This window comes from Aquimarina callyspongiae (assembly GCF_034322225.1).
Lineage (GTDB): Bacteria > Bacteroidota > Bacteroidia > Flavobacteriales > Flavobacteriaceae > Aquimarina.
The window spans coordinates 105,256-124,957 of the sequence record NZ_JAXLPA010000002.1; the positions used below are offsets into that span (position 1 = coordinate 105,256).

Sequence of the window (19,702 nt, forward strand, 5' to 3'; positions counted from 1 at the left end):
AATGAGTAAAATCTGCAATCGTTAAGTGGATAAGTGTCTATAAGTAAATAAGTTTAATATATACTCTGAAGATTAGTTAAGTTCCTTGAAAACTTTTTCTTTGTAAGAATTGCTAATGGGAATTTCAATTTTACCAATTTCTATATCACTTTTGGTATAAGCTGTTACTTTAGTGAGATTTACAATATATGAACGATGTACACGTAAAAATTGATGATTCAGTTTTTGTTCAAAAGCTGTTATCCCACCTTTAAAAAGGATTTTTTTAGTATTAAAATGAATCTGAATGTAATCTTTCATGCTTTCTATAAACAAAATATCGTTGAGAATGATTTTTATATTTTTTTTATTGCTTCTAATATAGATATGTTCATCCTTTGAATTTTCACTTCTTTTTTTTTGAGTCTCTAAAAACTTTTCTATAGCCTTAAAAAACCTTGAGAAATTGATAGGTTTTAAAAGATAGTCAATAACGTTTAATTCGTATCCCTCTAACGCATATTCTCTATAAGCTGTAGTGAAAATGACTTTTGGTTGTGCCATCAGGTTTTTAAGAAAATCTGTGCCTGTAAGTAAGGGCATTTCAATATCTAAAAACATTAAATCAATGTCTTCTTCTTTAAGGATTTTAAGAGCCTCTAAGGCTGATTCACACGAAGCTACTAATTCAAACCCTTTTAGTTCAGACAAATGTCTTTTTATAAGTTTTCTAGCTAATTCTTCATCATCTACAATTATGCATCTATACATTAGTTATTAAATTTAAGTTTGCTGAAAATTTTTGTTCGTTATCATTTAATTCCAAAACATAATTATTTGGATACAGAATATTGAGTTGCTTTTTAATATTTGGAAGTCCAATTGATATTCTTTTTTGGTTGTTAGTTTCCGAACTCAGTAAAGGTTTTGTGTTTTCTATCTGAAAATAGATTGTTTCGTTGCTTACTTTTAATTTAATATTAATAAAGGCCTTATTTGTTTCTTGACTTACACCATGTTTGAATGCATTTTCTAAGAAAGTAAGTAATAATAGTGGTGCAATATTTGTTCCATTACCTGCTTCGTATTCAAAATTAATTTTCAATCTTTTTCCGTACCGCAATTTCTCTAAAGCAATATAATTATTAAGTAATTTTATTTCATTAGTCAATGGCACAAATTTTTCGTTACAACCATATAAGATATAGTCTAATATTTCTGATAACTTATCGATTACTTCGGGCGCATCGTCTGATTTCTCTAAAGTAAGTACATAAAGGTTGTTAAGTGTGTTAAATAGAAAATGTGGATTTAATTGATTTTTTAATGCTTCTAATTCTGATGTTTTTTTTTGCTCTTTTAAAGTCAATACTTCTTTTTGATGCCTATAATACTCAAACATGATTAGAATAATTGTAGGAAAAATCAATGAGGGAATATTATTTAAAAAAGCAAAACCATTTGTGATGCGTCCCTTAAAAACAGGTACGCTTCTTACACTAAAAATTTCTGAATATTTGGGCACTATATAATAGCTGCTAATTGCCATATATATTACATAAGTAAGATAAATTATAAATAAGCAACTAAGTCCAAATAGAAATCTTTTTTTCTTACTTAATAATATTGGGATTAAAAGCTTAATAATTATATAGCTTAGTGTAATTTGAACGAGTATTACAAAAATTGTTTTTTCGAATAATAAAATCTTATTAGATTCAAAAGTCCATTTTGAACTCATGTAGTACGCCAATATGGCCATCCAAAATAGAATATGAGCTAGTAATTTTCTATTTTTTTTAATATATCTACTTATTTTAATTAACATAATTATAAAACAAAATGACAGAAAATAAACCTGTTCTTTTTTTACTATTAACGTAAAATTAGTTCTCTTTTTTAAAGCTTTATTCTACTGGGTATCAAAAAGCTTAATATGATTGAACAAATTCAGATGCTAAATTTAAATTAATAATAGTGTTAAAAAGTATTTAATATACCAATCATAAAAATCTGCAAACGTAAAGAGAAGAAGTGTCTATACTTAATATTTCTTAACATATTCATTTGAAGTTTAACACATATTTAAGTTAAGTAAAAAGCATTTTGTGATTGGTATTAATTCAGTCCTTAAATTTAAAATTTACCGTATCTATGTTTCGAATTTCACTACTTTGTCTTTAAATGAATGCCAACGTTCTGTTTATGGACAGTAGGGTGGATTCGAAGCACTTCATTTTCGGTTTACCACTGAGCCAAAACAAACGTTGTTACTTTTAATTTTCTTTATGTTAAACGTCAAAACTTTGTTTTGGCGTTGCCTGCTCAATGAACAGGATTTTCAATTTATCTCTAAATGTCCTATTGGCTATACACTTTGTTAGGAAATGTAATTTTCTTTCCAATCATTAGTTTTAGCAATTAATTCTGGATAAAGACAAGATTCATTTCCGTCTTGTGAAACTAAAATTTTAATAGAATCTCCAATCGATTTATTATTTGTTAATGCAAAATTATTGGTTCTTGATTTCGTAACATTATTTCCATATTCATAGTGCACATCTATTGACGAACCAAATTTTGAAAATGTAAAACCTTTATTATGGTTGATTGAAATTATTTTCCCTTCCATAATTCTGCCTGTTTTATATAATAAGATTTCCTTATTTATTCGCGAGTATAAAAGATAGCAAAGAATTAGCCCAATTAAAAGAACAATTCCAGCTACATAATACATATAATCCATACTAAATGAATATTGCTCAAATTCTGTAGGTATAGATTCGCCGTTCAAATGTTTAATTGGGATTATATCTCCTATTTTTAAATTATTAGTTTTTTTTGGTTCAAAAACACTAAATTTTGATTCTGTTTTCTGTCCGTTATTGTGAAATTCATAAGTCAAAATTTGCGGATTATTTCCATTGATAGTTATGTTATCAATTCCTTTAATTCCAGTTAAAGTGGCATTTACTTTTATTCCATCTGATTGAACTTTTTCAGCGTTTTCAACAAATGGGAAACTATTTCCTAATGAATTCATCATTAAGCCCATTGGAAGAAAAAGAAGTAATGCAAATGCAATTCCTTGAAATGCAAAGAGTAATAGAATTGGTCTGATTTTGGCTCTTTGCCAGAAGGTTTTGAAGTTGGTTTTTCTATTTGTCAATATCGTTTGTTTTTATGTTGCCTAACGCCTCTTGTATGGTGTGTTTGCTTCCCGAAGGGAGCATATGCACTATACAAATTGTTAGCATTAGTTTTTTAACATCCCATTGGAATTTCAAATTCAATGATTTTTTCAGTGATCTGATTGTTTTTATCAGTCAGGATAACTTTCAAAAATATCCTACTCATTGAGACTCCGATTGGATATTCATTTGCCTTTTTAATATTTTTCACCAAGTTTGACCATCTTTGTCCGCAAAACTCGTCCACAGCATTTTTAAGTTCACTAATTTTTACGGGAATAAATTTTTCCCAATCTTTCCTTGAGTATTCAAAGGTTTTAAATGAATTTTTAGATTCATCATATGGCAACTTTTTCCATTCAGAGTAGAAATGTTTCCATTCAGTTAGATCGCAATGAGGACCTTCGTCCATTATTGTTATACTATTTTCGTGTCGTTGAAAAACTTCTACTTTCTTATATTTTTTCTGGATGATTTTAAGGAATTTGTTTTCAGGTGTTCCAGATAGATCTAAACTCAATTTAGCCGTATCTTTTTGAACTTTTGTTAAAGCAACTAAATCTCCCATAAGTTGAATGTTATCTATCTCAACTATAAAATTATCAAATTTTATTTCTAAACGTTTCTTTAGAACTCGATCTATCAAAAATCCGCTAAAAACATAACCATTTATTGGTTTTTTATCCACAATTCCCTGAACTTTTAGCCACGAACCATTTATTATTTTTCCATTGTCAACAATCGAAAATTTAATGCCGGTTTTTTCTTGAACTTCAATTTTCTCAGCATATTTGAATTTGCCTAATCTTTTTGAACTTTTATTAGGTTCTTCTCTAACTATTAAACCGTTGTCCGCACTAACATATAGAATTTCTTGTCCATAAAAAGGGCTATATGTTATTATTAGTAGTATAATTAATATTATTTTCTTCATTCTCATTAATAATACTAACGTTCCTTGTATGTTGCGTTTGCTTCCCGAAGGGAGCAAATGAACTATACAAATTGTTGTGGTTAGTTTTTTGGTTCTATTTTCAAATATCTAACTTCTTTTTTACAGTCAGTTTGAAATTCAGATTCAAGTTTTAAATAGTAGTTATTTTTTGAAACTATAGATTCCATAGTTCTCCAACCTTCAATTCTGATAACATACTGTTCTTTAGTTTTTAAATTCGTTAATGCAATTTCTTCTTCTCCATAATAGTTTGAGTGAGAAATAGCCGTTTCTCCGCCTGAAGTCAAAGGTTCTCCCATTGTAAAACAAGCCAGTCCATTTTTCAAGTCAACTGATAAAAAACCCCAACTTTCGTAGCCATTGATTTCAATTAGAGCATTATGGCAATAAGTTCCTAGGAATTTATAATCGGAATTTTCTTTTGTTTGAATTCTATTTTTACACGCTTTTAATTCAGGTATTTTTATTCCAATTCCAATATTTTTATTTGCCAAAAACGTATAGCAAGAATCTTTAAGATTGAAAATTTTTGGGTATTCTTTTGTCAGTTCAATTTCAGATTTTGAACTAAGCTCAATAAATTTTTCAGAAACCATATCAACTTTATCGTATTCCGATTTATTAATAAGTTCCGATTTTACACTTAGAATATCTGACAAATTTCGTATTTTAAAATCACAATCTTGAGCCCTAGAATTTTGGACAATTGTAATTAGAAATATTAAAATCAATTTTTTGTTCATTAGTTTGGGCAAATTACTGCCAACGTTTAATATATGTGTAGTAGCAGGGCAAAATGTTACCCCATTTTCGACAAAAACTGCGCATTGATTGCCAACTTTTCCTTTCTGCAAGCATTGCGCCTTACCAAAAATACAACAACCATTCGATTGATCATTTAGCTGCTATGGCACATATATGTTGTTGTGTACAGTTTTTTATTCAGATACTTTAATATATTCCACTTCTTTTTTATCCGTCACAAGAATCATTTTTTTTGAATTCAGATATTTCAATTCAGAAATCCAATTCCCAGCAAGATTTGTAAACCTTAATTTGAATCCCATATCATATTTAATAATATCCACAAAAGGGTGATTGTCAATTATTAGATATTCACCTTTATTCTCAGTAAGTTCAATTTCTGTCAGATTACCTTGCCCTTTTTCAAACCAATATTTGTAGCAGGTTTTGGAATCGGAATCTTTAATTTTCCATATTCCACTAAGATAAGATTCCACTTCTTTTTCAGATTCACAGCATTTGAGATGTTGTCCGATTATAGTGAGCGGTAAAAATATCAGTATCAAAACTAGATTTTTCTTCATATTGTACACAACGTTTAATATATGTGTCGTAGCAAAGCAAAATGTTACCCTGCTTTTTGATTTTTCTGCACAGTGATTGCAAACTTTTACTTCCTGCAAACATTGCGCCTTACCAAAAATACAACAGCCATTCAATTCATGACATAACTGCTATGAACACATATATAGTGTTGTAGCCTGTTTTATAAGTTTATTTTAGTCCACTCTCCATTTTTGAATTCGAAACTTAAAATGTTTTTACCTTCTATTGTATTTACAGTCCAACATTCAGGTTCCGCACAGGTAAATCTGGTAAATTCCCCGTTTATAGATCGAGTTGCTCCACGATAATATTCGTCAATTACCCAAAACGTTTCTTCTCCGTTAACTCTCTTAAAAATTTTCACTTCATATACTTCAGACCAGAATTTAATATTAAGTTTTTCGTTCCCATCCAGAATTTCAATTCTTTTCGTACATTCGGGATCTCGAAAGACCCAAAAATTGTCAGTTATTGACATTTTAATTTTGACATTTTTGTCCTCAATTTTAAAAGTTCCTCTTGGGAAGTTTCCTCCAATAATATATAGAACTATAATAATCGATATAAAAATTAGTAGCTTTTTCTTCAACTTTTTTCTAATTATCTACAACGTTTAATATATGTGTCGTAGCAGGGCAAAATGTTACCTTGTTTTTCGGTTTTTCTGCGCATTGGTTGCTAACTTTTTCTTTCAGCAAGCATTGTGCCTTACAAAAAATACAACAACCAATCGATTGATCACTTTGCTGCTATGAGCACATATATGTTGTTACCATATGTTACTTTTTTAGACCACTTTTTATTGCGGTTTTAATTTCTTCATAATGATATGTCACAAAATATGCTTGACTAGTTACAAAATAAATTTTATTACCTTCTTTCCAGCTCATAATCCCGCCTTTATTTACACAAAATTGAATTCGATTTCGTTTTGGTCCATTGAGGATTTTGATAAACTCCATTGCGCAATTTTCGTTCTCAAATTCCCATTCTTGAAATTCAATTTGCCATTTCCCTTTCCATTTGGAAGTAAAAAGTTCGACAGATTTGACTTTAGAAATCGTCTAGAAATTTAACTCAGAAAGTATATCTAGCTTTTCAAACTCGATACACTTTTTGAATCGTTGAAGTAATTTTTCGTTTAATTTGTCAGAAATTAGGTAAGAATCTGTTGTTCGTTCAAATTTCAATTCAGTTTTTAGAGAAACTAATGCATTTTCAAATTTATCTTGACCATATAAAGTCATAAAATTTCCAATTAAGAGCATTAATAATAAGTTTCTCATAATATATGGTAACGCCAAATATATGAATCGGAGCAAGGCAAACAAGCCTGAACCGATCTATCTGCGCATTTTTATTTCTTAATCAATTTATAAAAATCTAGCGCCTCCGCAAAAAGGAAATGACCTTTCGATCTAACACTAAACTTTTGCTCTGATTTCATATATAATGTTACCAGTAGTACTTTTTTTATTCACGATTGTTTTGATGAAATCCGCTTATTGCTCCGATAGCTTCAAAAACTTCATCTTGGTCAGATTTTTTATTCCAACCTTTTTGTGCTAATTCAGCTCTAATTTCACTTTCAGACTTATCCATTTCAAAAAGATAAATTGTGTATTCAAGAACTTTCTCTGGAATCTTTTCAATCATATAGTTCATTGTAATTCCAGCAACTTTGGCTTGAGCCAAGAAGAACGGAAAAACAATTTGAAAAACCCAACTCAAAGTAAGTCCTATCCAACCAGTATTTAAGTTTTTTATAGTTAATCCACTTTCAAAACGCAATTTCATAAATTCAAAAAAGCTAAGTTCTGAAATATTACTTTCTGTGATTATTAATTGATACTGTGTGAATAGGTTAGAGAGAAACACAACAATCATAATCCCTCCAATAATAAATTGGATTGATCTAAATTCAATATAGTTTGTTTTCTTTAAAATTTGTCCAAATGAGTATCCAATTCCGAATCCAATTCCGAGTTCGTAAACTCCAATAAAATACGTGAATTTAACAGTTAAAAATGCAATTAATAGTCCGAATAGAATTGCGATAATTAAGCCGCCAATTATTGAAAGAACTAAATTCGGTTTTCCAAATTCTTTTGGTTTTGGTAATTCTGATGGAATTTCATAATCAGCCCAACTATTTTCTTTTTCAAATTCAGTTTCTAATTCAGCAAGTTTTCCGCTTTCTTGATATTCAGATGCTAACTTTTGAAAAAGAACAATGAACAGTCCTGTTCTTTTAGAGTTTTTTCCAAAATCAATGAAATTGCCTTCTATGGTTTTGCTATGAACTTCAATTCGCCCAGAAGCCTTTTTAGTGATTGTTATTTTTTCAGTTAACTTATTCCAATCACCTTTTCTTTTGGCTTCTACAGACTTGTTGTCTCTAAATACAATTGGCCATTCTAATTTCTCAAAAACCTTAATTGTTAATGGGATTATTTGGTTATCTTCTATATCTGTTTTAAAAGATTCTGAAAATTCAGGTTTATATTTAAAACTGTATTTCCTTTTTATAGTGGATTGCAGGTTTTCTAATTCTAAGTTCATTTTCGGTATTACTGGTAACGTTTAATATATGTGTCGTAGCAGAGCAAAATGTTACCTTGTTTTTTGATTTTTCTGCGCATTGGTTGCTAACTTTTTTATTCTGCAAGCATTGCGCCTTCACAAATGTACAACAACCGATCGATTGATCACCTAGCTGCTATGAGCAACATATATGTTGTTGGCAACAGTAATTATTTTATATTCCATATCTGGCTAGAGTTCAAAGTGTACGTTCCAGTAAACCAGTTTATTGTTATTTCATTCACTTTAATACTCTTGCACTCTGCACAATCATTTAATTTCATTCTAAATTCTTCTGGAATTTTATTATTCCAAAATTTCATAGAGAATAAAGTTTTATCATTTTTATCAATTCCAGAAATCTTAAATGCTAATATTTTAAACTTAATATTCTTTCTTTTTAAAAAGTTCGAATTTAGTTGAATAGAGTCAAGTTTGTTCGTTGCTAACTTTATATTAAAGAGTTCGATTTTTATATCGTCTGATTTTTCGAATTCAGAAGTAATTTTTTCTCTTTCTTCAAAGTTTTGTGAGAAGCTAGAAAATTGGATAAAAACAAAAAGTATTAAAAAATGTATTTTCATTATTTTTTATTGTTGCCAACGTTTAATATATGTGTCGTAGCAGAACAAAATGTTACCCTAATTTTGGATAAATCTGCGCATTGGTTGCTAACTTTTACTTTCTGCAAGCATTGCGCCTTACCAAAAATACTAGAACCAATCGATTGATCACTTAGCTGCTATGATCACATATATCGTGTTAGCAACTGGTTTATTAATTCAGACTAATAATGTTGGTTATTTTTTTCGATTCAATTAAACTAATTAGTCGTTCGTTTGGTTTAATATCTTTTCCATCAATACCCCAAAACTTCCATTTTTTTAGATCAATTGTATTTTCAAAATATTCAATCTCACAACCTCCGCCACTATTATCTTTTATAAGTGTGATATCATATTCACCCTCTGCAATTTTAATTTTGTCATCGGTTATAAATATCCACTTTCCCTTGCGATATGAGTAATCTACTTGAGTAGGAACAGTTCCACAAAAGGTGTAGGTGCCTTTTTTTACCTTCCCAATTCCTTTTATTGTATAAAAACTACTTTTGGTTTTAGGTGCTTTTTTGTTCTTAGTCTGGCAGCTAATTGTCAAGATAATAACAAAAATAGATATTAACGTTCTATTAAAATTATTCAAATTATTCTGATTAGTAATTTGGTTTTTCATCTTGTTGCTAACGTTTAATATATGTGTCGTAGCAGGGCAAAATGTTACCTTGCTTTTCGATCTTTCTGTGCATTGGTTGCTAACTTTTACTTTTGCAAGCATTGCACCTTACCAAAAATACAACAACCATTCGATTCAGCATTTAACTGCTATGATCAAATATATGTTGTTGGCAACTGGCCTTTTCTTTAATTAAAAAGTCTTTCTACTATTAGTGAAGAGAAGTAATTAACACCTGTCTTAATACAAGTTTCATCAACTTGAAAATTAGGTGCATGTGGCATTGAAACGATTCCTTTTTCGAAATTTGACCCCCCTAAATAAAAATAAACACCTGGTACATGTTCCTGATAATAAGCGAAATCATCTCCTCTATAATCAGGCATTTCTCCGTATAATAATATGATGTTTTCTGAACCGAAAGTTTTAGAAATATGTGCTAAAGACTTTTCAGTAAGCTTTTTATCGTTATATAGATTTGCTCTTTCGTAAGTGTAAGCTACATCAATTAACTCTTTCGCATATTTTGAATGATTGATTTTATCTTTCAATTGTGGTATTACTGAGTTTATTTTTTCTTTTGTACTTGCGCCAAAATACGCTGAAATTGTTACTCCCTTTTCGGTTTTTTTGATATCAAAGCTTCTTTGATTTACAAAAAGAAAATCTTTAAATATAGTGTTAGGGTTTGCAAGTCCAATGTTAGGATTTCCTAAACTATTAGGATTCCAAAACTCACTTTCGGGCGTTACATTTTGAAGTTCCATAATAATTTTTTTGCCATATGCAATAATTGCTTCATTATCCTTTGAGTTTTTGAAAGAAATTGTAACAGTTTTATAATCAGCAAACATCCATTCAGGTTTTGTTGAGATTACATTAGTGGGCATAGGGCCAATATGTGAACCATAAATTTCATCTGGTTTAATGATATCAAAAAGGCCATCATCAACCATTGCCTTTGCTCCTGTATATGATTCTTCAGCAGGTTGGAAGATAAAGTATACTTTTCCAGTCAATTGCTTTTTTTGGGCGACCAATACTTTTGCAATACCAAGGGCAACGGTCATATTAACATCATGTCCGCAAATATGACGTGGGTTGCCATGGTTTGATGTATTGTTTTTAGAATCATGATTATGAACCGAAACGGCATCCATATCTGCTCTCCAAGCAATATTTTTTCCTTTTTTACCCGTGTCTAAAATACCTACAACACCATAACCACCTACTCCTGTTTTTACGTCTAAACCTAATGATAATAAGTATTCAGTTATTTTTTTTGAAGTTCTTATTTCTTTTTCTGATGCTTCAGGATTATTATGAAAATCTTGACGTATTTTTACTAAATCACTAAAAATTGCATTGGTTTGCTCCTGAATGTTTTTATGAAAAACCTCAGTTGTATTAGTGCTTTGACCACACGAAACTAAAGTAAAAAACAGAAATTGTAGTATTAAAATAAATTGACTATTTACTTTCTTAGAAATCATTAAATAATATTTTGAATTATATGAAACAAAGGTGAAGATTTAAACTTGCATGTACCTGTCACATTTGTGACATATTTATTTTTTGACAAGTTTACTTCTAATTCTACTTAAAGATTGCCTTTCTATACCTAAAAGAGAGGCCAAATGAGAAATACTAATTCTGTTAATAATGTCTTTATTATGCATAATAAAGTCGAGATACCTTTCTTCAGCATTTTTGAATAAAAAACTTTCAACCCTGTCGGTTTGTACGGTCAAAACATATTCAGCTATCAACCTACCATACATTTCGCTGCTTTTAAATTTGCTATATCCTTCTTGAATTTTATCGTAAGGCAATTTTATAATTATAGATGGTTCTAGGCATTCAATAAAATATTTTGTAGGAATTTGCCTAATAAAGGCAGGGTAGTCCGTTGCATATTTATTTTCATTTATAAAACCAGTTGTTATTTTATTTCCTTTTTCATTTATGTAATATCTCCTCAAGAGCCCTTCACATACAAATCCGATTTCTTTTTGAACTTGTCCACTCTTAAATAAAAAATCCTTTTTTGAGTATTCGTCTATTGTAAGATATGATCTTAAAAAAGTTACTTCTTCTGGGTTTAAATCTGGAAACAACCCAATATAATTATCAAAGTATTTTTTAAACTCTTTTTTCACTATGCTGTTTTGCTTGTTGCCAACGGTTGATGTATGAGGCGGAATATCCCGTTAGGGTATTATGACTTCATACATTTGTGTTATAAGCTTTTTATTTGTTTTCTATTAAACCGAATCCATTCCATTTTCCATTTATATATACCCAGCCAATATAACTACCGGGTAATGGATTATCATTATAAATAATATCTCCTTGATCCCAATTTCCATTTAAAGGAGGGGTTAAAAATTTTAATTTAGTATCATCAGAGGATTTAACTACTTTCAAGGATTCTACATTGAACGAACTCATATTTAAATCTCCATAATTACCTCTTTCTGATTTAGGATTAAAAACTATACTATTTGATGGAATAGAATTTATAATAGGATAATCTGGATTATTTATTATGTTTGGATTAGTAGAACAAACGTTTGAATTCTGAATTCTAATTTTATCCATTGTTTTCCAAGTACACATATTTACATTTATTCCTTCGGCAAATCCTGTATTATAAATTGGATTTTTCCACCAATTCACAAAATAAGAATCTGTTATAGTCATTCCTTTGACACCTCCTAAAACAATCGCAAAATTTGGTTCATAACGTTCTCTAACTATATTGTTTTTACAAGTAGTTGATTCTGTGATAGCATTAAAATAATTATTTGTTATATTAATTCCCCTTACATTCGCTTGATTATGAATACCAATTGCATCAAACTGAAACCATTCCCAATAGCATCCCGTAAAAGATATATTTGTCAGTGGAGTTTCTTCTCTATTATCTATTAAAAGACCTCTTCCAAATTCAAATGTACAACTTGAGAAAGTTATACTGGAGGAAGCGCCGAGTATAGAAACTAAATAGTCATCATGTCTTGTAGAGTTACTTAGTACACATTTCTCTATCAAAAGATCATTGCATTGTCTTTTAAAGCGATATCTGTTTTTGAAATTAGAATTGGTTATATCAAGTCGACTAACACAATTTTTTATTGCACTTGACCAAAAAGATTCCGCAAGAATATCATATCGAAGATCTCTAAAAATTATGTTTTCAATTAAAGCCTTTTGATTATGTTTTATTTCAATTCCATTTATCAGATTAGTATCAGTTCGGTCATCATCAATAAGCGTTAAGTTTTTAATTACCATATTGCTCATTGTATTTTTATCAGGCATTTTAAGGTTGAAAATTGTACCTTCAAAATCCCCTCTAATAACTGAGCGTGTTTTTTCTTCTCCTTTGATATTTAATCTTCTAGTTACTGTTGGTATAGTATCCCCAGAAGTATTTATTTCATAGCTAGTATCTATTCTTAATGATTTTGTAATTCTATACTGTCCTTTTGGTAGGTAAACTGATTTGTTTTCATATTGAGCAGCATAAATTGCTTTTTGAATTTTATCTGTGTCGTCTTGATTACTAATTCCCCTTGCTCCAAACCATTTTACATTAATGTCCCCACCTTTGTTTATTCTAATCCATTTTTTATTAGGATTACCATTTACATTAAAAACCGTACCTCCATTTTCGTCTAAATTTGAAGTTTCATTTTTGAAAAGCCCACCACCATCATCATCAGGAGTATAATAACCTTTTACATAAACGTAGCTATCATTCCCTGCAAAATTTTGGAGTTCGGATATATTAGGAAGGATAGAAGTTGCTAAAGCAGATTGAGCATTAGAATTTGTAATAAATAAGCTTAGTAAAATTATAAGAGTTGTCTTTTTCATTATGTTTTTAGTTTGTCTTAATGATATTATATGGATGTCTTTACACTAAGAAGTGTTACTTAATATTATAATTTCTTGTGATTGCTTATAACGTTTAATATATGTGTCGTAGCAGAGCAAAATGTTACCCTGCTTTTCGATTTTTCTCGCGCATTGGTTGCTAACTTTAACTTTCTGCAAGCATTGCGCTTTACCAAAAATACAACAACCATTCGATTGATCACTTAGCTGCTATGATCATATATATGTTGTTGTACATCGTTTTTATTCCGTTATTGCTTTTTGAGCACGTTCTATAATTGGTTCATAATCAAAGTGGGAACAACCACCTTCGCTAATAACTCTTTTTCCAGTCTTTTTGATTTTTCCTTCTCCGATTTCCCAATTGAAAACAAAAAACTCTTCTTTATATACTTGATCAAGCTTTGAGTAATTTAATCCGTTATTTGTTCGTTCAAAGTTCTCTTCTGTTTCGATAACTTTTATTGGAATTCCATTTGTCAAATAAATAGTAGTCCTTGTTCGTCCATATGAAATTCCAATTTCTTGAACGATTTTACGAATATCTTTATTATTGCGCCAGATTTTTAAAATTCCGCCACCGTCTGTCGCGATTCCTGTCAGTTCAACCCAATCAAATTCATTTATAGACAGTTCAGAGTTTGAGTTTATAGAATTCACTTCGTTATCAATTTGTTCAAGATTATTTTCTTGTCCAAATGTTAATAGTTCTATTAGTAATAGTATGGCAGTGAATATTTTTTTCATATGATGTACAACGTTTCATATATGTGTCGTAGCTGTGTAAATTGTTACCTTGCTTTTCGATTTTTCTGCGTATTGGTTGCTAACCTTTACTTACTGCAAGCATTGCGCCTAACCAAAAATACAATAACCATTCGATTAATCACTTAGTTGCTATGACCACATATATAGTGTTATCTCTTGTTTTAATTTGTCATTATATTAGTAAATAAAAATCCGTAAAACCATAAAAGCCCATAAATATTGGCAATTCCGAATAATAATCCGAAAACTAACTCTTTTTTTATTTCGTAGTTTTTTAGCTCTGAACCAATCGTTTTTAAATTTCGTTCAGTTTCAATTCCGATTTTTGTGGTCGCTATTTTGTCTCCTATTCTTTGTGTAGGACTAATAAATGTGAAAAGCAAATCAATTGGTATAATTGGCAAAAAATTCCGCAACGAGCTTTTCCATTCATCCGCTTTTTGGTCAGTCAGATTCTGTACTTGAATTCCGAATATTCGTTTACCAATACTTTTTCCATTTAGAAAATCCTTATTCATTGTAATTGGATACACAATCATCATTGAAATGAATAGGTCAGAAGTCAATGAGAAAATTATAAATCCGATTATTCCCATAATCAGATAGTCAATAATAAATGCTTTTGTTCGATTTTCAAGTATTGCTTTCAGATCTTTTAGTTTTTTAAATAAGAGATAACGTCTATTGTATGGTTCGTTAGCATCCCGAAGGGTGTAAATGAACTATACAAATTGTTAGCATTTAGTTTTTTATTTTAATCTTATCGTGCAGCAGTCCTTTTTTAGATTTTCCATACTTATTTTCCATATTCATATCTATATAAATGGGATTTATGCTGTCCGTCAACTTCATTTTATATTTAAACCCTCCGTTTTTTTGTTTCAATGTGTCGGGGTTATGTCTTTCCATATTTTTACCTATACTATCGTATTTTATGAAGTAGTTTTGGTTTTTACTATATGCAACAATTAAAAGCTCTAACTCAAAATCAGAATTTAATTTATAAGTATTTTCGGCACTATGCTTATCTCTAAACGATATGCTGTCAAATACATATTTAGTATTAACTTCTGCTACGATTTTTTTCAGAGAATCATTTTCCGCTTTTAATTCCTCAACTTTATAGAGTAGATTTTCCGTCCGGTTTATTTCTTCACAGCCGTAAATTGCTGAAATCAGAATTAGAAATAAAATATTTTTAATCATTTCTTTTAATTAATGCTAACGGTTTATATATGTGTCGTAGCAGAGCAAATTGTTACCCTGTTTTTCGACATTCCTGCGCATTGTTTGCTAACTTTTACTTTTTGCAAGCATTGCGTCTTACCAAAAATACAATAACCATTTGATTGATCACTTAGCTGCTATGATCACATATATGTTGTTGTAAAACGTTTTTATTTTACCGGCCTAATTACACCATAATCAACTTTATCCTCAAAATTGGCTTTAGATCTATATAAGTAATCTCCATTGTCCAGAACATCAATTATTTCCACATGAATTTCTTTACCTAATAGATGTTTAAGGCGTTGTTCGGACATTCTCTTATATGTCAAAATATAAGTACAGTTATTGAGCCATTTTATGAAGTAAATTTGTTTGTCTTCTTTTCCGATCTCTCTCTGAATTTTTCTTTTCCTTTTAATCTTTGTATCCCTGTATAATACATGTTTGTATCGATAAAGTCCAGATTTGAATTTTTCACAGGCTTTACATTCAACTTCATTTAAATGCTTCTTTTCGTATTTTTCATTTATGAATTCAAAAGTTGAGTTGTAACAATTATTTTTTAATTTGCTATCTTCATAATATTGGATTCCAAGTAAGTATTGTCGAAGTTGTTCAATATTGTAATCATTTTTATAAGTTGTACTTTCTTCTACAATTGTTACCTCACTAATTTTTGCTTCATTATCCACACAAAATTTGACAGTCACATACTCCAAACTTTCAACATCCTTAACGAAGAATTTTTTTTGAACTTGCCCATAAATTGATGAAGTAATAAGCAACAGGAGAAAAATTATTTTATATCTCAAATTCTTTTTTTTAATGTTTTACAACGTTTAATATATGTGTCGTAGCAGGGCAAAATGTTACCCTGTTTTTCGATCTTTTTGCGCATTGGTTGCTAACTTTTACTTTTTGCAAGCATTGCGCCTTACCAAAAATACAAGAACCATTCAATTCATCACTTAGCTGCTATGATCACATATATGTTGTTGTAAGTAGTTTTTATTTAATTTCTTTTCTAACCTCTTTAGGTAACCAGCATCTCATATACATACTTTCTATTTGGTTGTTTGGATAATAAACAGTGTAAAAAGTATGCCCTCCGTCAAAGCAATCCTCCGTTCCATATTTTTCCGGTTCAACATTCCATTTCTTTTTGGAATTCAAATTTTCATATATTTCTATAATATCACTATATATTCCTCCTTCCAATATTAAATCATCAATGTTTTTATTTTCTTTTTTTTCATCATATTTCATTGTTTTTCTATTAAGATTTAAAGTGATCAGAACTTCGTTATTAAAGAAAGAAATATGATCTGCAGGACAGCCCATACATATAAAGTCATAGTTTTCATTGATAATTATTGGATTATTCGGAGATTTAAGTTGAACTTCATTCAGTTTGTTTATATATAAATCTCTGAATTTTTTTTGCATTTTCAGTTCGGATTCCAAAGATTTAGCTGAATTAAATGGTGATTTCTTTATGCTCTCCATTTGAGAGTCATTAAACATTTTATTCAATTCCGAAATCCTTGTTGATTTACAGCTAAGTAATATCAGAAATAATAAGTTAGTTAATATGATTAATTTTTTTTTCACAATTACTTACAACGGACTTGTGTATGAAACGTAGCGTGCAAAAACACGACCTTTTCAGATTAACACAGAGCCGAATTTTTATATTTTGTTTTAATTTTTCAGTTTTTAAAGCCAAATTAAAAATTTGGCGGTCTTCATAAATGTACACAAACCTTTCAGTTTAGAACTTATTAGCTATGTTTTATACACCGTGTTGCCACACGTTTTTATCGGTTAATTGGTCCTTGGTCAAATATTTCAAACTCGAAAATATCTGAATATTCAAATCCATAGACTTTATTAAGAATTTCCAGTGTCACATCAGAAGTTACTTTTTGGTCATTTCCAAAATTTATTGCGTAGCAAGTAATTCCGTCATATTCATAATATTTAAATTTTTCCGATATTTTCAATTTTTTAAACCTCTTTAACGCTTCTCTTTCATTGTCAAAAGTCAGATTTATTGAAAAATTGAATGAGTTTGTTTGCGTTGCAGTTTGTTCAATTAGTGCTCCGTGAACGATTTGCATAATTACTATATTGCCCTTTGCCAAATTTATTAAAAAAGCATGGTTTTTATTTTCAAATTTATCAGCTGTAGATTTTAGAGTGTTTTTTAATCCAATGTCTAGTTTTTCCGTTTGCGATTTTGCTCCAAAATTTATTCCTAAAGCGGCTAAAATGGTAAATAAAATTTTTCTCATCAATTTGGTTTAAATGTGTGGCAACGTTTAATATATGTGTCGTAGCAGAGCAAAATGTTACCCTGATTTTCGATATTTCTGCGCATTGGTTGCTAACTTTAACTTTTTGCAAACATTGCGCCATCATAAATATACAACAACCTTTCAATTGATCACTTGGCTGCTATGATCACATATATAGTGTTACCAACTGGCTTTTGTTTTTAATCGATCCGTTTATATTTAGAAGATTTTTTCAATTTTCCATTTCTATTCGGGTAATAAAAATTCAATTGTTTGTTAGAGATTTTTACGTTCCAATTGAAATCCGTTTTGTTTCCGTTTCTATATTCAATCAGTATATAAAACTCTCCATTTTGAGTTATTTTTCCTTTACTAACTTCAGGTTCGTATTTTTTATAGGTTTTCCATTCTTTTTTATTGCTCACATTCCAATTTTTCCAAGTGTATGTTGAGTCAGAATGAATTGTAATTTCAGTAACTCCATATGAGTAAGTAGTTCCGTAATTGTGATCATGCGCCAGATATATGTGATCAGAGGATTGTCCGAAAATATTAGACAAACAAACGATAAACAACAAATTTAAAATTATGTTTTTCAATTATTTATTTTTTTATGCTTGTTGGTAACGTTTTGTATATAAACTGTTTTAATAGTTTATATACGTTGTTGTAGCTAGTTTTTTAAATATTTAATTTTTCGATTAATTATTTCCGTGACTTTTTTCTGCTTCCCGTCAATCTGCGTTTTCTTCATTTTTGTCCAATTACCTCGGTCGTCATATTTGTATTCAACAACATACTTAACATTAGATTTTGATGTAGGCCAATAAAATTCTATGAGGTCTCCAAATTCATTTCTTTTTATCTCAAAGTCCTTTTTAAATGATTCTGTTTTATTCAAAACTATGGTTCCATCCTCTTTAAAAACTTTGTATACGAAGCTATTGTTCTCATAATTATAATCAGCTGTAGATAATCCAATTAACTGGTCATTAATGTCCAAAGTTCTTATTTCAACAGGATTATTATTTTCATTTAAGATTATTCTCATCGTATAATTCAATGAGCCATCCTGATTCAGAATTTTTAAATCTTTTGTTTTTTCTTTATAAACTGTCTCATATTTAGAAGTTCTCCAGCCTAGAGCTTTGTGTTTGAGTCTCGTAGTGTTTTTTAAAACTCTATATAGAGAGTCTACCGAGAATTCTTTCATTGATTCTATTTCGGAATCTTTATAATATTTTGTTCGAATAATTGACTTTTCAGGAAAAGTGTAATTTGTTTTGTCAGAATAAGAAAAATCTTGACCTGGATTCACTTTCCGAGTAACGAATATTTCTTTGGCTACGCCATTTTTTAACACATAATCTTTGGGTAAATCAATTCGGCTTATTTCTGTGTGCATTGAGGTTTGTCCAGCACAGTAAAAGCTGAATGAAAATATAAATATTATCTGAAGTAAATATTTTTTCATATAATTAGCTACAACGTTTAATATATGTGTCGTAGCTGTGTAAATTGTTACCTTGCTTTTCGATTTTTCTGCGCATTGGTTGCTAACTTTTACTTTATGCAAGCATTGCGCCATTGCAAATATACAGTGACCATTCGATTGATCACTTAGCTGCTATGATCACATATATGTTGTTGTGCCCAGTTTTTTATTTCCAAATTTCCCACCATTTTTTGTGCTCACTGTTATCATATGAATCTGCATAACCATTATAATTCAGAACCATCTTAGCGTGGTGAGCAACCAAGTCATATTTGTGATCAACAAAATTTTCAATCCGTTTATTTATTCTTGGGCTGTCAAACTTTATTAAGTCTATAAATATCACTCCTTGCACGGCATAAATGAACTCCAATTTTTCAAATTCCTTAAAAGCTATTTTTTCCATTTCGGAATCTCCTTTTTTCAAATCATTAATAAGTGCTGCCCATGTAATTTTTTCAAAATGAGAATCTTTTTTCTCAAGTCTTCTTAAAAGAACTGGCAAAGCACTTTCGGATTTCATTTCGACTAGTGTTTGTCCAATTAAGAGATCGTCATTTTCATCCAGTTCCTTAATCAGTCTTTTTTCAACTGCCAAAAATTCTTCATTACTCAGTCCAGCAATGATTTTATAATTAGTAAAGCCTTCCCTTTCCTCGCGAGTTGGTGGTGGTACTATTTCCCATATTAACTTTTCAATATTTCTCATTAGCGAAAT

General features: G+C 29.8%; 24 protein-coding genes. 1 reads left to right on the top strand and 23 read right to left on the bottom strand.

The window, feature by feature from the left end; translation table 11 throughout:
- Positions 1–72: 72 nt before the first annotated feature.
- Both U0D62_RS07510 and U0D62_RS07515 read right to left on the bottom strand, forming a co-directional pair.
- The gene (locus tag U0D62_RS07510; protein ID WP_322195091.1) at positions 73–750 is read right to left on the bottom strand and encodes a LytR/AlgR family response regulator transcription factor; all 678 of its coding nucleotides are present in this window, start codon (positions 748–750) and stop codon (positions 73–75) included.
- Positions 743–1,381, bottom strand: a complete 639-nt coding sequence (locus U0D62_RS07515) for a sensor histidine kinase (RefSeq protein ID WP_322195093.1) — start codon at positions 1,379–1,381, stop codon at positions 743–745. Before U0D62_RS07515 ends, U0D62_RS07510 begins: the two co-directional genes overlap by 8 nt.
- Between U0D62_RS07515 and U0D62_RS07520 the strand changes: the two genes are divergently transcribed.
- A complete protein-coding gene (locus U0D62_RS07520) occupies positions 1,380–1,511 on the top strand; it encodes a hypothetical protein (RefSeq protein ID WP_322195095.1) in 132 nt (43 codons plus the stop codon). The two genes, U0D62_RS07515 and U0D62_RS07520, sit on opposite strands and share 2 nt — an antisense overlap.
- A gap of 848 nt (positions 1,512–2,359) precedes the next feature.
- On the opposite strand, the gene U0D62_RS07525 is transcribed toward U0D62_RS07520, so the two are convergent.
- The 21 genes from U0D62_RS07525 to U0D62_RS07625 form a co-directional block, all read right to left on the bottom strand.
- Positions 2,360–3,148 carry a hypothetical protein gene (locus U0D62_RS07525; protein WP_322195097.1) on the bottom strand — a complete coding sequence of 263 codons (789 nt, stop codon included), beginning with the start codon at positions 3,146–3,148 and terminating at the stop codon, positions 2,360–2,362.
- Between the two features lie 95 nt (positions 3,149–3,243).
- Positions 3,244–4,104 (bottom strand): SH3 domain-containing protein, encoded by an 861-nt coding sequence (locus U0D62_RS07530; RefSeq protein WP_322195099.1) that lies wholly within the window; start codon positions 4,102–4,104, stop codon positions 3,244–3,246.
- A gap of 80 nt (positions 4,105–4,184) precedes the next feature.
- A complete protein-coding gene (locus U0D62_RS07535) occupies positions 4,185–4,979 on the bottom strand; it encodes a hypothetical protein (protein ID WP_322195100.1) in 795 nt (264 codons plus the stop codon).
- An 84-nt stretch (positions 4,980–5,063) separates the two neighbouring features.
- Positions 5,064–5,453, bottom strand: coding sequence for a hypothetical protein (locus U0D62_RS07540; protein ID WP_322195102.1), 390 nt, complete (start codon positions 5,451–5,453; stop codon positions 5,064–5,066).
- Between the two features lie 182 nt (positions 5,454–5,635).
- Positions 5,636–6,064 carry a hypothetical protein gene (locus U0D62_RS07545; protein WP_322195104.1) on the bottom strand — a complete coding sequence of 143 codons (429 nt, stop codon included), beginning with the start codon at positions 6,062–6,064 and terminating at the stop codon, positions 5,636–5,638.
- 190 nt (positions 6,065–6,254) lie between these two features.
- The gene (locus U0D62_RS07550) at positions 6,255–6,437 is read right to left on the bottom strand and encodes a hypothetical protein (RefSeq protein WP_322195106.1); all 183 of its coding nucleotides are present in this window, start codon (positions 6,435–6,437) and stop codon (positions 6,255–6,257) included.
- Between the two features lie 511 nt (positions 6,438–6,948).
- Positions 6,949–8,037, bottom strand: coding sequence for a hypothetical protein (locus U0D62_RS07555; RefSeq protein ID WP_322195107.1), 1,089 nt, complete (start codon positions 8,035–8,037; stop codon positions 6,949–6,951).
- Between the two features lie 191 nt (positions 8,038–8,228).
- Entirely contained in the window at positions 8,229–8,642 is a 414-nt protein-coding gene (locus U0D62_RS07560; protein WP_322195109.1) for a hypothetical protein, read from the bottom strand.
- A gap of 193 nt (positions 8,643–8,835) precedes the next feature.
- Positions 8,836–9,291, bottom strand: a complete 456-nt coding sequence (locus tag U0D62_RS07565; protein ID WP_322195111.1) for a hypothetical protein — start codon at positions 9,289–9,291, stop codon at positions 8,836–8,838.
- Positions 9,292–9,479: 188 nt separating this feature from the next.
- A complete protein-coding gene (locus U0D62_RS07570; RefSeq protein ID WP_322195113.1) occupies positions 9,480–10,784 on the bottom strand; it encodes a M20 metallopeptidase family protein in 1,305 nt (434 codons plus the stop codon).
- A 75-nt stretch (positions 10,785–10,859) separates the two neighbouring features.
- The gene (locus U0D62_RS07575) at positions 10,860–11,450 is read right to left on the bottom strand and encodes a Crp/Fnr family transcriptional regulator (RefSeq protein WP_322195115.1); all 591 of its coding nucleotides are present in this window, start codon (positions 11,448–11,450) and stop codon (positions 10,860–10,862) included.
- A 91-nt stretch (positions 11,451–11,541) separates the two neighbouring features.
- On the bottom strand, positions 11,542–13,173 hold the full coding sequence (locus tag U0D62_RS07580) for a glycosyl hydrolase family 28-related protein (RefSeq protein ID WP_322195117.1): 1,632 nt from the start codon (positions 13,171–13,173) through the stop codon (positions 11,542–11,544).
- A 264-nt stretch (positions 13,174–13,437) separates the two neighbouring features.
- On the bottom strand, positions 13,438–13,941 hold the full coding sequence (locus tag U0D62_RS07585) for a hypothetical protein (protein WP_322195119.1): 504 nt from the start codon (positions 13,939–13,941) through the stop codon (positions 13,438–13,440).
- A gap of 182 nt (positions 13,942–14,123) precedes the next feature.
- Positions 14,124–14,681, bottom strand: coding sequence for an RDD family protein (locus U0D62_RS07590; protein ID WP_322287599.1), 558 nt, complete (start codon positions 14,679–14,681; stop codon positions 14,124–14,126).
- Positions 14,682–14,703: 22 nt separating this feature from the next.
- Entirely contained in the window at positions 14,704–15,168 is a 465-nt protein-coding gene (locus tag U0D62_RS07595) for a hypothetical protein (RefSeq protein WP_322195121.1), read from the bottom strand.
- A 191-nt stretch (positions 15,169–15,359) separates the two neighbouring features.
- A complete protein-coding gene (locus U0D62_RS07600) occupies positions 15,360–16,004 on the bottom strand; it encodes a hypothetical protein (protein ID WP_322195123.1) in 645 nt (214 codons plus the stop codon).
- A 196-nt stretch (positions 16,005–16,200) separates the two neighbouring features.
- The gene (locus U0D62_RS07605; protein ID WP_322195125.1) at positions 16,201–16,698 is read right to left on the bottom strand and encodes a hypothetical protein; all 498 of its coding nucleotides are present in this window, start codon (positions 16,696–16,698) and stop codon (positions 16,201–16,203) included.
- A gap of 311 nt (positions 16,699–17,009) precedes the next feature.
- Positions 17,010–17,486, bottom strand: coding sequence for a hypothetical protein (locus U0D62_RS07610; protein WP_322195127.1), 477 nt, complete (start codon positions 17,484–17,486; stop codon positions 17,010–17,012).
- Positions 17,487–17,689: 203 nt separating this feature from the next.
- Positions 17,690–18,088 carry a hypothetical protein gene (locus U0D62_RS07615; RefSeq protein WP_322195128.1) on the bottom strand — a complete coding sequence of 133 codons (399 nt, stop codon included), beginning with the start codon at positions 18,086–18,088 and terminating at the stop codon, positions 17,690–17,692.
- A 74-nt stretch (positions 18,089–18,162) separates the two neighbouring features.
- On the bottom strand, positions 18,163–18,894 hold the full coding sequence (locus tag U0D62_RS07620; protein WP_322195130.1) for a hypothetical protein: 732 nt from the start codon (positions 18,892–18,894) through the stop codon (positions 18,163–18,165).
- 256 nt (positions 18,895–19,150) lie between these two features.
- The gene (locus tag U0D62_RS07625) at positions 19,151–19,693 is read right to left on the bottom strand and encodes a hypothetical protein (protein ID WP_322195132.1); all 543 of its coding nucleotides are present in this window, start codon (positions 19,691–19,693) and stop codon (positions 19,151–19,153) included.
- Between the last annotated feature and the right edge of the window lie 9 nt (positions 19,694–19,702).

What these genes read in the sequence shown, in the direction of transcription:
- U0D62_RS07510 (WP_322195091.1), bottom strand. Translation starts at nt 750, where the DNA reads ATGTATAGATGCATAATTGTAGATGATGAAGAATTAGCTAGAAAACTT.
- U0D62_RS07520 (WP_322195095.1), top strand. Translation starts at nt 1,380, where the DNA reads ATGATTAGAATAATTGTAGGAAAAATCAATGAGGGAATATTATTTAAA.
- U0D62_RS07515 (WP_322195093.1), bottom strand. Translation starts at nt 1,381, where the DNA reads ATGTTTGAGTATTATAGGCATCAAAAAGAAGTATTGACTTTAAAAGAG.
- U0D62_RS07530 (WP_322195099.1), bottom strand. Translation starts at nt 4,104, where the DNA reads ATGAAGAAAATAATATTAATTATACTACTAATAATAACATATAGCCCT.
- U0D62_RS07540 (WP_322195102.1), bottom strand. Translation starts at nt 5,453, where the DNA reads ATGAAGAAAAATCTAGTTTTGATACTGATATTTTTACCGCTCACTATA.
- U0D62_RS07550 (WP_322195106.1), bottom strand. Translation starts at nt 6,437, where the DNA reads ATGGAGTTTATCAAAATCCTCAATGGACCAAAACGAAATCGAATTCAA.
- U0D62_RS07555 (WP_322195107.1), bottom strand. Translation starts at nt 8,037, where the DNA reads ATGAACTTAGAATTAGAAAACCTGCAATCCACTATAAAAAGGAAATAC.
- U0D62_RS07560 (WP_322195109.1), bottom strand. Translation starts at nt 8,642, where the DNA reads ATGAAAATACATTTTTTAATACTTTTTGTTTTTATCCAATTTTCTAGC.
- U0D62_RS07565 (WP_322195111.1), bottom strand. Translation starts at nt 9,291, where the DNA reads ATGAAAAACCAAATTACTAATCAGAATAATTTGAATAATTTTAATAGA.
- U0D62_RS07570 (WP_322195113.1), bottom strand. Translation starts at nt 10,784, where the DNA reads ATGATTTCTAAGAAAGTAAATAGTCAATTTATTTTAATACTACAATTT.
- U0D62_RS07580 (WP_322195117.1), bottom strand. Translation starts at nt 13,173, where the DNA reads ATGAAAAAGACAACTCTTATAATTTTACTAAGCTTATTTATTACAAAT.
- U0D62_RS07585 (WP_322195119.1), bottom strand. Translation starts at nt 13,941, where the DNA reads ATGAAAAAAATATTCACTGCCATACTATTACTAATAGAACTATTAACA.
- U0D62_RS07595 (WP_322195121.1), bottom strand. Translation starts at nt 15,168, where the DNA reads ATGATTAAAAATATTTTATTTCTAATTCTGATTTCAGCAATTTACGGC.
- U0D62_RS07605 (WP_322195125.1), bottom strand. Translation starts at nt 16,698, where the DNA reads ATGGAGAGCATAAAGAAATCACCATTTAATTCAGCTAAATCTTTGGAA.
- U0D62_RS07610 (WP_322195127.1), bottom strand. Translation starts at nt 17,486, where the DNA reads ATGAGAAAAATTTTATTTACCATTTTAGCCGCTTTAGGAATAAATTTT.
- U0D62_RS07620 (WP_322195130.1), bottom strand. Translation starts at nt 18,894, where the DNA reads ATGCACACAGAAATAAGCCGAATTGATTTACCCAAAGATTATGTGTTA.
- U0D62_RS07625 (WP_322195132.1), bottom strand. Translation starts at nt 19,693, where the DNA reads ATGAGAAATATTGAAAAGTTAATATGGGAAATAGTACCACCACCAACT.